9 protein-coding genes are annotated in these 13,669 nt (G+C 71.5%); 5 read left to right on the top strand and 4 right to left on the bottom strand.

What is annotated here, in order from left to right:
* The first annotated feature begins 99 nt into the window (after positions 1-99).
* A complete protein-coding gene (locus ABZS40_RS16665; RefSeq protein ID WP_354944124.1) occupies positions 100-2,394 on the top strand; it encodes a BTAD domain-containing putative transcriptional regulator in 2,295 nt (764 codons plus the stop codon).
* Between the two features lie 50 nt (positions 2,395-2,444).
* Here ABZS40_RS16665 and ABZS40_RS16660 read toward each other — a convergent pair whose 3' ends face one another.
* Positions 2,445-4,526: a PQQ-dependent sugar dehydrogenase gene (locus ABZS40_RS16660; protein ID WP_354944123.1), complete on the bottom strand. Its 2,082-nt coding sequence runs from the start codon at positions 4,524-4,526 to the stop codon at positions 2,445-2,447.
* A 351-nt stretch (positions 4,527-4,877) separates the two neighbouring features.
* Here ABZS40_RS16660 and ABZS40_RS16655 point away from each other — a divergent pair, with 351 nt between their 5' ends.
* The 4 genes from ABZS40_RS16655 to ABZS40_RS16640 all read left to right on the top strand — a co-directional run bounded on the left by ABZS40_RS16655 (position 4,878) and on the right by ABZS40_RS16640 (position 10,055).
* Entirely contained in the window at positions 4,878-6,839 is a 1,962-nt protein-coding gene (locus ABZS40_RS16655) for a serine hydrolase domain-containing protein (protein ID WP_354944122.1), read from the top strand.
* A 42-nt stretch (positions 6,840-6,881) separates the two neighbouring features.
* Complete coding sequence (locus ABZS40_RS16650) at positions 6,882-8,171, top strand: histidine kinase (RefSeq protein WP_354944121.1); 1,290 nt, start codon at positions 6,882-6,884, stop codon at positions 8,169-8,171.
* Positions 8,168-8,824: a response regulator transcription factor gene (locus ABZS40_RS16645; protein WP_354944120.1), complete on the top strand. Its 657-nt coding sequence runs from the start codon at positions 8,168-8,170 to the stop codon at positions 8,822-8,824. Before ABZS40_RS16650 ends, ABZS40_RS16645 begins: the two co-directional genes overlap by 4 nt.
* A 112-nt stretch (positions 8,825-8,936) precedes the next feature.
* Positions 8,937-10,055 carry a sulfite oxidase gene (locus ABZS40_RS16640; RefSeq protein WP_354944119.1) on the top strand — a complete coding sequence of 373 codons (1,119 nt, stop codon included), beginning with the start codon at positions 8,937-8,939 and terminating at the stop codon, positions 10,053-10,055.
* A 24-nt stretch (positions 10,056-10,079) separates the two neighbouring features.
* Here the strand turns inward: ABZS40_RS16640 and ABZS40_RS16635 are convergent, their stop codons facing one another.
* The 3 genes from ABZS40_RS16635 to ABZS40_RS16625 are packed head-to-tail and all read right to left on the bottom strand — an operon-like array spanning position 10,080 to position 13,668.
* Positions 10,080-11,204: an LLM class flavin-dependent oxidoreductase gene (locus ABZS40_RS16635; RefSeq protein ID WP_354944118.1), complete on the bottom strand. Its 1,125-nt coding sequence runs from the start codon at positions 11,202-11,204 to the stop codon at positions 10,080-10,082.
* 18 nt (positions 11,205-11,222) lie between these two features.
* Positions 11,223-12,290: an LLM class flavin-dependent oxidoreductase gene (locus tag ABZS40_RS16630; RefSeq protein WP_354944117.1), complete on the bottom strand. Its 1,068-nt coding sequence runs from the start codon at positions 12,288-12,290 to the stop codon at positions 11,223-11,225.
* 10 nt (positions 12,291-12,300) lie between these two features.
* On the bottom strand, positions 12,301-13,668 hold the full coding sequence (locus ABZS40_RS16625; protein WP_354944116.1) for an NtaA/DmoA family FMN-dependent monooxygenase: 1,368 nt from the start codon (positions 13,666-13,668) through the stop codon (positions 12,301-12,303).
* Between the last annotated feature and the right edge of the window lies 1 nt (position 13,669).

The raw sequence follows: 13,669 nt of genomic DNA, 5'->3' as shown, positions 1-13,669 counted from the left end.
ATGATCGTGCCGGGGGGAAGCCACGCCGGGCGTCGGCCACGGACGACCGGTTGTCTCTTCACTCACCTGAGCCTCCTCGAGAGAAAACGGGAGTGGTGGATGTCCGGAGACAGACTCAACCATGCCTTGCGTCCGCCAACGCCCACCCGCGATCAACGCGGGGGCGAGGCATCGCCACCGGGTCAACCGCACCGAGGCGGTGATCCGGGGCGTACGCTGCGCCGCCTCGCCGACGTCGGCGACCGCACGGCCGCGCACCTGTGGCTCACCATCCAGCCGGACCTGCTCACCGCCACGCCCGACCCGGCCGACGCTCCGCTGGCCGACATCTGGCGCGTCGCGCTGCAACACCACCTCGACGGCGAACCGCAGTTGGCCGCCGCCCGGCTGGCGATGATCCCGATCGACGCGGCCGGCCCGCACGCCGTGCAGGTGCACTGCCACGCCGCCGTGCACCACCTGATCGAGGGCGACATCGAGCGGGCCACCACCGACGCCGAGGAGGCCGCCCAGGCGGCGCACGGGTGCGACTCCCCCGCCGCCCACGGGGCGTACGCCCGGCTGGCCATGCTGCTGGACGCGGCGACCGGCGACGCGTCGGCGGCACGGCGACGCGCGCAGCAGTCGGAGGGGCTGCGCCACGCCGACGTCGGCCTGTTCCGGCTGATGATTCACCTGGACCTCGCCGGCTACCTGCTGCGGGTCGGTGACGCCTCCGACGCGCTCCGGCACGCCGAGGCGGCCGTCCGGCTGGCCGAGGTGACCGGCGACACCGGCTACGAGCCCTACGCGCTGGCCCTCACCGCGACGGCGAAGTGCCTGCTGGGCCGCCTGGAGGAGGCGCTCGCCGACAGCGCCGCGGACCAACGCCTTCGGGAGCTGACCGGGATCGGCGCCGATGAGGCGTTCTCACTCACCACGCTCGGCATGGTGCACCGCCGCCGGCGTGAACCGCGCCAGGCCCGCAAGGCGTTGGAGAGCGCCCTGGCCATCCTGGGCAACGGGCAGCACCGGCCGATGTCCCGCGCCCAGATCCTGGCCGAGCTGGCGCGGATCCGGGCCGCCGACGACCTGCGGGCCGCCCGGGACCTGGCCGAACGAGCGGTCACCATGGCCCGCGAACCCGACCGACCGTACGCGCTTCTGGCCCGCGGCTGGGTGGCACTGCTGCGCGGCGACACCGACGCGGCCCACTTCGACGCCGCCGAAGCCCGCACCGGCGCCACCGTCGGCAGGCGGCGAGCGACCCTGATCGAGGCACTGCAACTCACCGTCCTGGCGGCGGAGGACCCCCGGGCCGCCGCGGGCCTGCTCGACGACGCCGCCGCGCTCTGTCGGGATCTCGGCGACCCGGCCCAGGAGGCCGCGGTCCGACTGATCGCGGCCCGACTGCAGGGCCGGCAGGCGCGGCGCGGCGCGGAGGGAGCCGAGCAGAAGCTGCGCCGCTGCGGGGTACGCCTCGACCCGGGCGTCGCCGACGGGCTCACCGCCATGACGCTGCGCGTACCGGCGGTGGTCATCCACACCCTCGGTGACTTTCGGGTGTTCCGGGCCGGTGCCGTGGTGCCATACGGCGAATGGCAGTCCAAGAAGGCCCGGGACCTGTTGAAGATCCTCGTCGCGCATCGCGGCCGGGCGGTGCCGCGCGCCCGGCTGATGGAGTTGCTCTGGCCGGACGAGTCGCCGTCGCGGACCGCGAACCGGCTCTCGGTGCTGCTGTCCACCCTGCGCCGTGTGCTCGGCACCGGGCAACGCACCAGCGGGCGGGGCGCGGTGCTGGCCGACCGGGGCTCGGTGGCGATCGACCTCGACGTGATCGACGTGGACGTCGAGTCGTTCCTCACCGCCGCCGAGGAGGCGCAGGCAGCACAGCCCGACCACCCGACCGCCACCGCGATGCTGATCCGCGCCGACGAGTTGTACGGCGGGGACTTCCTCGCCGACGACCCGTACGAGGACTGGGCGCAACCGCTGCGGGAGGAGGCACAGGTGGCGCACACCCGCGTGTTGCGGGCCCTGGCGCAGCACACCTCGGACACCGATCAGAAGCTCGTCTACCTGATGCGGCTCGTGCACCGGGACCAGTACGACGAGGACGCCCACCTGGAGTTGGTGGAGGTGTTGCGCGCCGCCGGCCGGCACGGCGAGGCCCAGCGGCGTTACCGCGCGTACGTCGAGCGGATGCGGGAGCTGGGCATCGACCCGGCGCGCGCCGACGACACGGCCACCTCAGCCGGGCCGCGCGCCGACTCGTCGGCCGGCCCGGGGTCGCGGGTGGCCCGGTGGCGGGCGCCGGCCACGCTGTCCCGGCCCTGGACGACGGAGTTCGGGGATGCCGAGATTCCGACCCAGCGGGCGCTGAGCTTCCAGAGTCTGAGCAAGCACCCGGTCTGACCCGCGCTCCAGCAGGGCCGCCCGGAGGCGGCCCCGCGGGGACGTCGGGCCTAGTTGCCGAGCGTGACGTGCAGGATCCTCTCGTTGCTGTTGTTCGGGGTGCTGTCCTTGTCACCGACGTTGGTGGTGGTCAGCCACAGCCCACCGTCGGGCGCCGGCTCCACGGTCCGCAACCGACCGTAGGTGCCGCTAAAGTACGTCTGCACGTTCGTCAGGCTGCTGCCGCTGATCACCGCGCGGTACATCCGAGCGCCTCGGGCGCAGGCCACGTAGAGCGCGTCACGCACGATCGTGATGCCGGAGCAGGACCCCTCGGCGGTGGGATAGGTGCGCTTCGGCGCGATGAACCCGGCCGTACCGCAGGTGCCACTGGTGCCCTCGCACGCCGGCCAGCCGTAGTTTCCGCCCTTGGTGATCAGGTTGGTCTCGTCCATGACCGAGTTGCCGAACTCCTGCTCCCACAGCCGGCCCTGCGAGTCGAACGCCAGCCCCTGGGGGTTGCGGTGGCCGTAGCTCCACACGTAGTTGCCGAACGGGTTGTCCGAGGGGACGGTGCCGTCCGGGTTGAGTCGCAGGATCTTGCCTTCGAGGCTCGCCCGGTCCTGGGCGTAGTTGCCGTTCTGGGCGTCGCCGGTGCTGGCGTACAGCTTGCCGTCCGGGCCGAACCGTAGGCGACCGCCGTCGTGGTACTTGTTACGCCGGATGCCGCTGAGCAGGACCTGCTCGCTGGCGGTGTTGAGTCGCCCGTTCTCCAGCCTGATCCGGACGACGCGGTTGTCGCTCGGCGAGGTGTGCATGATGTACAGCCAGCGGTCGCTGGAGTAGCTGGCCGAGATGGCGAGCCCCAACAGGCCGCCCTCACCGTCGGTGCTCTGCACGTTCGGCACCGTGCCCAGGTTGGTCTTGGCCCCGGTGGTCGGGTTGAGCTGGATGATGTCGTGCGCGTCGCGGCGGTTGTAGAGGACGCTGCCGTCCGGCAACGTCACCAGACCCCATGGGATGTCCGTGTCGGTGGTGACCTGCCGTACCCCGCACACCGGGTTGGCGCACGCGGCGCCGGTGGTCACCGTCGCGGTGCCGCTGCCCGACGAGGCGTTGTCCTGCGCGTCCCGAGCCACCACGTAGTACTGGTAGGAGGTGTTCGCCGCCAGACCGCTGTCGGTGAACGTGGTCGCCGGCGGTGCGCCGGTGACCGTGCCCACCTTCGCGCCGGCCCGGTAGATGTCGTACGCCCGCACCCCGATGTTGTCGGTCGAAGCGGTCCAGCGCAGCGTCACAGTGGTGCCCGACGCGGTGCCGGTGAGCTGTTGCGGCGCCGTCGGCGGCTGGCTGTCGGCCTGACAGGGCGGCGGAGTGATCGAGACGGTGGCGCTCGCCTGCGACACGTTGCCGGCGGCGTCGCGGGCGTTGACGTACAGGCCCCAGGTCGCCCCGGCCACCACGGTCAGGTTGGTGGAGAGCGTCGTGCCGCTCACCGACGTCATCAGCTGGCCGTCGTGGTAGATGTCGTAGAAGGCCACCGCGACGTTGTCCGTCGAGGCGTTCCACGCGAACGTCACCGAGTTGCAGGTCAGGCCGCTCACCCGTGGGCTGCCCGGCGCCGTCGGCGGCTGGCTGTCGGCGCTGCCGAGCGACGTCGTCCACCGCTGGTTGGACTGCCCGTTGCAGGTCCAGAGACCGACTGTGGTGCTGTTGGCGGTGCCCGCGCCGGACACGTCCAGGCACAGGCCGGACTGGACCCCGACGATGGTCCCGGAGGTGGTGATCCGCCAGCGTTGGTTGACGCCGCCGGTGCAGCCGTAGATCTGCAGCGCGGCCGGGGCGGTGGTGTCCTGGCCGACGACGTCCAGGCACATCGTGTCGTCGTAGACCCGCAGCTCACCACTCGAGGTGAAGGTCCACGCCTGGTTGGCCTGGCCGTTGCAGTCGTAGATGTTGATGCCGGCGCCGGCGGTTCTGACGTTGCCGACCACGTCCAGGCAACGACCGCTGGCCACGCCGACGACTGTCGACGGCGCCGCGGCGGCCGCCGGCACACCGACGGCCAGGCTCAGCAGCGTCACCGCCACCATCGCCACCGGCAACAGCCGCCGTCGTGGGCGTAGTGGATTTCTCCGCGCGATGACTCGCATTCGTTCCTCCAGGCTCAGGGCATCGACCGGCCCACCCAGACGACGAAGCGCCCGACCACGCCGAACAAGCACATCGACCATCAAAGATGCATTCGCTGCACAAGTCAAACGATGTCCCTCGATCGAGGGGCGAAGGGTGCAGACGCTTCTCCTCCTCAGGTCGTAGGCGCAGTGCCGTCCTGCGCCAGATGGATCAGCGCGATTCCTCGAACACGCTTGTTCCAGGGCATCGGGTGACGCCGTACGGACCTGCTCCGGACACCCGTTCGCCTGGGAAGGCACCGGCAGACAATGCGCCCACTCTTTCTTCCTCCATCCCGGCGACACCAGCCTCTCGTCCGACTCGGCGCGGTGCTGGCGACCGCTGTCGTCCTCGCCGTGAGCGCCGCCGGCTGCGGCGCGCCGCAGCACAACCCGGCACCGCCCATCGACGCTCCGGCGGCACCCGGGAGCGGGGCGGGTTCCGCCCTGACCGGCGCCGATGTCAACGCCTGGCTCGACGGCCTGCTTCCGGCCGCGCTCGACCGCACCGACATCGCGGGGGCCACTGTCGCCGTCGTGGACGACGGCAAGATCATCACAACCCGGGGGTACGGGTACGCCGACACCGGCACCGGCGGCAACGGGGCAGTACCGGTCGACCCGGACCGGGATCTGTTCCGGATGGGATCGGTGTCGAAGCTCGTCACCGCCACAGCGGTGCTGCAACTCGTGCAGAGCGGCAAGCTCGACCTCGACGCCGACGTCAAGACGTACCTCGACTTCGAGCCGCCGCGCCGCTACGAGCGGGCCGTCACAGCGCGGCACCTGCTGACGCACACCGCCGGCTTCGAGGAGCGGATCGCCGGCCTCATCGGCACCGACGGCAGTGACCTCAACCTGCGCAAGGCTTTGATGACCGACCCACCGGAGCAGATCTACGAGCCCGGCACCGTCCCCGCGTACTCCAACTACGGCAACGCGCTCGCCGGCTACATCGTCGAACGCGTCAGCGGGACGCGCTTCGAGGAGTACGTCCAACGCAACATCCTGGACCGCGCGGGCATGCCGTCATCGACCTTCGAGCAGCCCCTCCCGGCGGCGCTGCGCGACCGGCTGTCCAACGGGTACGACACCTCCACCGCGCCCGCCGCGCCGTTCGAGATCGTCGGCACGCCCCCGCCCGGTGCGCTCAGCGCCCCGGCGACGGACATGGCGCGATTCATGCTCGCCCAGCTCGGCGAGCCGGCGGGCTTCGCGCCCCTGCTGGACCAACCGACCCGCGAGCTCATGCAGAGACCGGCACTCGACGCGACGTCGTTGGGCACGCTGGCCGACGGGCCCCGGATGACCCTCGGGTTCTTCGCCGAGGACCGCAACGGTCACCGGATCCTCGGCCACGGCGGCGACACCAGGTATTTCCACTCCCACCTTCAGATCTACCCCGACGACCGGGCCGGTATCTTCCTGTCCCTCAACAGCAACGGCTCCGGCGCCCTCGACAGCCACGAGCTTCGCGAGTCGGTCGTGAACGGCTTCGCCGACCGTTACTTCCCCGCCCGCGACGACCAGCCGACCACCGGCGTGGACCCGGCGACCACCGCCAGGCACGCCGCGTTGGCCGTCGGCACGTACGAGTCCTCGCGAGCGATACGGAGCAACTTCCTGACGGCGATCGGCCTGGTCGGTCGAACCACTGTCAGCGTCGCCGACGGCGACCGGTTGCTGGTGGAACCGGGCCCGCTGTCCGACTCCCCCGCCCTCTACCAGGAGGTGAAGCCCTGGGTCTGGCGCGAGGTCGGCGGGCAACGCACGATCGCCATGCGGGCGACCGACGACCGGGTCGAGGCGATCAGTTTCGACTCCGCGTTCGCGTTGCTGCCCGTCGAGCCTGCCCGCGCCTCCACTGTGGCCGTTCCGGTGCTGGCGCTGTCAACAGTCGTGCTGCTGCTCACCGTCCTGTCCTGGCCGGTCGGCGCGATCGTCCGCCGTCGGCTCGGCCGCGCTCCGCGGGAGCGGGCGGGGCGCACGGCGCGGATCCTGAGCCGCCTCGCCGTCGCCGGCACACTGCTCGCGTTCGCCGGGTGGGTGCTGAGCATCGGCAGCATCATGGGCCTCCAGGACGTTCCCGGTGCCGTCCTGCGCACCATTCAGGTGCTGCAACTGGTCGGTCTGCTCGGTGTGCTGCCCGCCGCGGTCCGGCTCGTCGACGACGTGCGACGCCACGTTGGCTGGCGGCGGATCACCGGCAGCGGCCTGATCCTGTTCGCTCTCGCCGGTGCGGGCTGGTTCGCCGTGGAGTTCCACCTGCTCGCGCCTAGCATCTCCTACTGACCGGCCCGACCCGGGACGACCCGGAGCAAGGACGCGCACCGCATGAGGGACCATGCCGACACCGGACCCGGCACACCGCGACTGACGAAGTGGCTCGACGGACGGCTCACCCGGCTCGGGGTGACCGGGGTGTTCCCACGGGACTGCCTGCTGGCCGCGGTGCTGACCGTCCTGACGTTCGTACTGCTCACCGCACTGTTCTGGTTCGTGGCACCGGAGGACGGGGTGTCGTTCGACCCGGCGCGGGCCTGGCTGCTCGTCGCCATCTGCTGCGCGCAGGCGATGCTGCTGTGCCTGCGTCGGGTCCGGCCACTGCTCTGCCTCGTACTCGTCGTCGGCCTCCAACTGCCCATCATCGGCCTCTCCCTGCCCGAGGCGACCATCCGGGGCCTCGCACCGTTCGTCGTGGCGTACACCGTCGGGTCGTTGCTGCCGGTTCGCCGTGCGCTGCTGGCCGTCAGCGCGGTCGTGGTGGTGGAGTCGATCGGGGCCGCCGTCGTGGTGACCCCGGATCTGCTGACGGCCATCGCGTACGTCTCGGCGAGCGCCCTGACCTACGCCGGTGCGACCTTCGTCGGCGGTTACGTGGCCACCTACCGGCGCTACGTCGAGTTGGTCCGGGTGCGGTCGCACGAGGCGATCCGGGAGCAACGCACGAAGGTCCAGGCGGCGATCGGCGCGGAGCGCTCCCGGATGGCCCGGGAGCTGCACGATGTGGCGGCGCACCACCTCTCCGGCATGGTCGTGCAGGCGGCGGCGGTCGAGCGGCTGATCGACCGGGACCCGGCGGCCGCGAAGGCCGGTGTGGCCTGGATCCGCAGCCAGGGCAAGGAGACCCTGGACAATCTGCGGCTGGTCGTCGGTGTGCTGCGCGGCAGGCCGGGGCACGAGGACGGCGCCGCCCCGGTGCCGGGGCTGGGCATGCTCGACGACCTCGTCCGCACCGCGGGCAACCTCGCCGGCCCGGTGGATCTCGTCCGGGAGGGTGAGCAGCGCGAGGTGCCGCCGATCGCCGACGTCGCGCTCTACCGGATCGCGCAGGAGTCGCTGAGCAACGCCCGCCAGCACGCCCCGGGCGCTGCGGCGCGGGTGGTGCTCCGCTTCGAGCCCCGCTCGGTGTCGCTGGAGGTGGTGAACGAACCCGTAGCGCCGCGACGCGTACCGGCGGCACGGACCGGCGGCGTCGGCCTGGTGGGCATGCGCGAGCGCACCCAGCTGATCGGGGCGACGTTCACCGCCGGCCCGACGGCGGCCGGTGGCTGGTCGGTCGCCGCGACCCTCCCGACGAACGGTCCCGCCGCATCCCGACCGAAGGTAGAGGCCCCAGCATGATCAGAGTGATGCTCGTCGACGATCAGGCAGTGGTCCGCGCCGGCTTCCGCGTCATCCTGGAGCAGGCCGGCGAGATCGAGGTCGTGGCGGAGGCGTCGAACGGGTCCGCCGCCGTCGAGCTGGCCCGCCGGCTGCAACCGGACGTCATCTGCATGGACGTTCGGATGCCGCACGGCGATGGGCTCAGCGCGACCCGGCAGATCGTCGCCGAGGCGACCGGGACGCCACCGGCCGTGCTGGTCGTGACGACCTTCGACCTCGACGAGTACGTCTTCGGCGCGTTGGAGTCCGGCGCCAGCGGGTTCATCCTCAAGGACTGTGAGCCCGAGGAGCTGATCGAAGCGATCCGTCGCCTCGCGAGCGGATACGGGCTCGTCGACCAGGCCGTCACCCGTCGGGTGATCTCGGAGTTCGCCAGGCGTACGCCCGCTCCCCGCTCGGACGCGGCGGCGGCACACCACCTGACCGCGCGGGAGACCGAGATCGTGGAGCTGCTCGCGCAGGGCCTGTCGAACGTCGAGATCGCCGAGCAGCTCTTCATAGAGACCAGCACCGTCAAGTCGCATCTCGGCCGCGCCATGGCGAAGATCGGCGCACGGGATCGGCTCCAGACCGTCGTCTGGGCGTACCAGAACGGGGTGGTCCACCGGTGACAGCGACTCCGCACAGACCTCGCCACGCGCACGTCAGGCCCAGGCTGGTCAAGCCGCAAGTCCTATTGATTCAATAGGACTTGCCAACAAACCGTCCGCAGGGAGGATCCGGGTGACAGTTTCCCTCCCGTCACGCGCCGCCGCGACGATCGCCAAGCCGCTGTCCCCTGGCCTGCTCACCCTCCGCGACGGCAACGCCGAGATGCGGTGGGAGGCAATGGCCTCGCAGGGCTTCACGGTCCCCACCGACCGGTTCTTCGTGCGCAACCACACCCACAGTCCGCTGCTGGACGTGGACACGTGGCGTCTGCGCCTGTTCGGCACCGGCCTGCGGGGCGCGCCGAGCCGGGACGACGCAGTCGAGTTCGACTACGGCGACCTGCGGGCCATGCCCGCCGAGGAGACCGCGGTTCTGCTGGAGTGCGCGGGCAACGGCCGACGATTCTTCGCCTCCCAGCAGACCCACCCGACACCGGGCGTGCCGTGGGGTCTCGGCGCGGTGGGGGTGGCCCGTTGGCGCGGCGTACGGCTGTCGACAGTCCTGCGTCACGCCGGCCTGACCGACGACGCGGTGGACGTGCAGCCCGAGGGCCTGGACCCGGACTTCGTGACCGGCGGGGTGAATCTCGGCCGGGTGCGCCGCCCGATACCGATCGCCAAGGCCATCGACGACGTGCTGCTGGCGTACGAGATGAACGGGGAGACGCTGCCGGTCGACCACGGTTTCCCGGTGCGGGTGGTGGTGCCGGGCTGGATCGGCGTCGCCTCCATCAAGTGGGTCGGCCCGATCGAGGTCTCCGCGACCCCCCTCTCCTCAGCGTGGAACACCCGGTTCTACCGGATGTTCGGTCCCGGCCATCCGGTAGACGGCCGACTCGTGACCACCCCGGTGGTCAAGAGCGCCATCGAGCTGCCGTGGGACGTCCGCGTCCCGAGCGGCGAGCAGCTGATGATCGCCGGCCGGTCCTGGTCCGGCAACGGCCCGATCCGCGCTGTCGACATCAGCACCGACGACGGGGCGACCTGGCAACCCGCCAACCTCCACCCCGACGACGAGGCCGGCGTCTGGCAGCGCTGGACGGCGTGCTGGCGCCCCCCGCGGCCCGGCCGGTTCACAGTGCAGGCTCGGGCCACCGACGTCACCGGGGCGAGCCAGCCGGACCAGGCCCGCCCCAATGCTCTCGGCTACCTGTTCGACGGTGTCGTCCGGCACCCGGTGACGGTCTACTGACATTCACCGCCGTTCCAGCCGGGGTCAGTCGTTCCACTCCTTGGCCAGCAGCTCGTAGGAGCTGACGCGATCGGCATGGTCGTGGGTGATAGTGGTGACGAGCAGCTCGTCGGCGGCGGTGACATCCCGCAGGGTGCGCAGCCGCTCGGCCACCGTCCCCGGCGATCCGACGAACTGGGTGTCCACCCGGTCGGCGACCAGCTTGCGATCGTCGTCGGTCCACTGCAGCGCGGCGGCCTGCTCCGGGCTCGGGAACGGGATCGCGCCCTCGCCACTGCGGATGCTGCGCACCCACGGGCCGTACGGTGCGGCCAACCGGCGTGCGGCGGCGTCGGTCTCGCCCACGACCACGTCGGCCGAGACCACCACGTACGGCTCGGTGAGCGCGGTCGAGGGCCGGAACGCGGCGCGGTAGGCGGCGACCGCGTCGAGCACCGAGGAGGGGCTGACGTGGTAGTTGGCGGCGAAGGGCAGACCCAGTGCGCCGGCGAGTTGGGCGCTCTCTCCGCCGCTGCTGCCCAGCAGCCACACCTGGAGATCGGTGCCCTCCCCCGGCACGGCGTGCGCGTCCAGACCGTCGGCGTCGGTGTAGTCGCCGCGCAGCAGGGCCAGGACGTCGGCCACCTGTTCGGCGAAGGGCGGTGGCTGGGCGCCCGGTTGGTGCAGCAGGGCGCTGCTCAGGGCGAAGCGCGGTGAGGCGAGCACCTGGGCGTAGGAGAACGGTGGCGGGATGAGCAGTCCGTCGACCACCCGGGCCTGGACCGGTGGCGGGGTGGGCGCGGCGATCTCCCGGGCGGCTTCGACGCGCCGTTGACCGGATCGACCGAGGCCGAGGTCGATGCGGTCGGGGTACAGCGCGGCGAGGGTGCCGAACTCCTCGACGACCGACAGGGCGGTGCGGTGACCGACCTGGACGGCCCCGGAGCCGACGCGGATCGCGCTGGTGGCCGCGGCGACCTGCCCGATGAGCACTACCGGCGCGGAACTGGCGACACCGGCGGCGAGGTGGTGCTCGGCCAGCCAGTAGCGGTGGTAGCCGGACTGCTCGGCCCTGCGGGCCAGGTCGACGGTGTTGCGCAGGGCGTCGGTGACGGTGCCGCCGGCGGGCACCGGGGCGAGGTCGAGGATGGACAACGGCGTGGAGGGCATGGCGGTCCCCGTTTCTGGTCAGGCCGTGGCGGTTGCGGTCACCGGCGCGTGGAAGGGACGGCTGGGGATCTCCCGGCGCAGCACCGGCGCCACCTCGGCCTGGAACAACTCCAGGCTCTCCCGGTGCTGCTTGTCGGTCAGCCCGTCGTGGTCGGCCTGGAGGTGGATGACCTCGTGGCCGAACTGTTCGTGATAGCGCAGCACCTTGTCGACGAGTTGCTGCGGGCTGCCGACCAGGATCGAGCTGCGGTCGATGGCGTCCTCCAGGGTGCCGAAGACCGGTGGCACGCCGAGGCGCCGGAACGCGGCCACCCGAGCGTCGAAGATCGGCCGGTACCGCTCGATCGCCTCCTGCGAGGTGCGGGCCACGTGGAAGCCGGCGCTGCCGGCACCGACGAGGGCGTCGGCCGGGTCGTGCCCGTAGTGCGCCCACCGTTCCCGGTAGTGGCGGATGAGTTCGGCGTACGGCTCGATGGGGTTGGTGACGTTCGCGGAGAAGATCGGGTCGCCGTAGCGGGCGGCGAGGTCGACGGAGTCCCGGCTGGTGGCGCTGCCGTGCCACACCCGGATGGGCTGCTGGAGCGGGCGTGGCCAGGTCTCGGCCTCGGTCAGCGACGGCCGGTACGTCCCGGACCAGGTGACCTTGTCCTCCCGCCAGAGCCGGCGGAACAGCTCGTAGCCCTCCCGGTTGCGCTCCCACTGGTCGTCGGTGGTGACGTGGAACAGCTGCGCCTGCGCGGCGCCGTTGCCCTTGCCGATGATCAGTTCGAGTCGGCCGCCGGAGAGGTGGTCGAGGGTGGCGTAGTCCTCGTACGCGCGGACCGGGTCGAGTAGGCTGAGCGTCGTGACCGCTGTGAAGAGCCGGATGGTGGAGGTGCGGGCGGCGATGTGGCTCAGCACCACCGGAGGCGACGACGAGATGAACGGGCGCTCATGCCGTTCACCGACGCCGTACCCGTCGAACCCGAGCTCTTCGGCGAGGACTGCCGTGTCGACCACCTCCCGGAACCGCTCGGTGGTGCTCCTCCGCTGGCCGGTGACCGGGTCGGGCAGGTGGGTGATGAGCGTTATCAGCAGGAACTTCACGCGGGGACCGTCACTTTCGACTGGAGGCTCGGGCGGACGCCGCCGGGGTCACAGCGGGGCTGAGGCCCAGGTGGTCGCGCAGGGTGGTGCCGGCGTACTCGGTGCGGAAGACGCCACGCTCCTGAAGCAGCGGGACCACCCGGTCGACGAAGTCGTCGAGCCCACCCGGGGTCAGGTGCGGCACCAGGATGAACCCGTCGGCGGCGTCCGACTGCACGAAGTGGTTCATCCGCTCGGCGACCTGCTGCGGGGTGCCGACGAAGGACTGCCGGCCGGTGACCTCGATGATCAGGTCGCGGATGCCCAGCCCCTTCTCCTCGGCCAGGGCACGCCACTGCCGGGCGGTGCCGACCGGGTCGGGGTACATGCCGGCCCGGCCTCGGCTGATCGCGTCGCCGGAGACGTCCGGATCCTCGGCGGGCAGCGGGCCGTCCGGGTCGTACCCGGACAGGTCCCGGTTCCAGAGCTGTTCGAGCAGCAGGATCGCGGTCTGCGGGCTGACCTGCTGCCGGCGGATGTGGTGAGCGCGTTCCTGCGCCTCGGCGTCGGTGTCGCCGAGCACGAACGTGACACCGGGGATGACCAACAGGTCGTGGGGTTGGCGGCCGTACCGGGCGAGCCGGGACTTCACGTCCCGGTAGAACTCCTGGCCGTCCTCCAGGGTGCCGTGCCGGGAGAAGATCGCGTCGGCGCTGGACGCGGCGAACTCACGACCGTCGGGAGAGTCGCCGGCCTGCAGGATCACCGGGTGCACCTGAGGGCTGCGGGGCACTGTGAAGTGCCCGGCGATGTCGAACTGCTCACCGTGGTGGGCGAAGGCGCCTGGGCGGGCCTCGCTGACGTACCGGCCGCCGTCCCGGTCACCCACTATCGCCTCCGCCGGCCACGACTCCCACAACCGACGCGCGGTACGCACGAACTCGGCGGCCCGTTCGTAGCGCAGCGTGCGGTCGAGGTAGCCGCCCCGGCGGAAATTCTCCCCGGTGAACGCGTCCGAGGTGGTGACGACGTTCCAGGCGGCCCGCCCGCCGGAGAGGTGGTCGAGGCTCGCCAACTGCCGGGCCAGCTCGTACGGCTCCCGGAACGTCGTGTTGAGGGTGCCGGCCAGCCCCAGGTGCGTGGTGACCGAAGCGAGGGCGGCGAGCACCGTCAACGTGTCGGGCCGTCCGACGACGTCCAGGTCGTGGATACGGCCCCGCTGCTCACGTAGCCGCAGCCCCTCGGCGAGGAAGAGGAAGTCGAACTTGCCGCGCTCGGCGGTGCGGGCCAGGTGGACGAAGGACGAGAAGTCGATCTGACTGCCGGAGGCGGGGTCACTCCACACGGTGGTGTTGTTCACGCCGGGGAAGTGCGCGGCCAGGATGATCTGCTTGGGCATG

Origin of the sequence: Micromonospora sp. NPDC005324 (assembly GCF_040607155.1) — a bacterium.
Lineage (GTDB): Bacteria > Actinomycetota > Actinomycetes > Mycobacteriales > Micromonosporaceae > Micromonospora > Micromonospora trifolii.
This window is presented reverse-complemented; position numbering and strand designations above follow the sequence as displayed.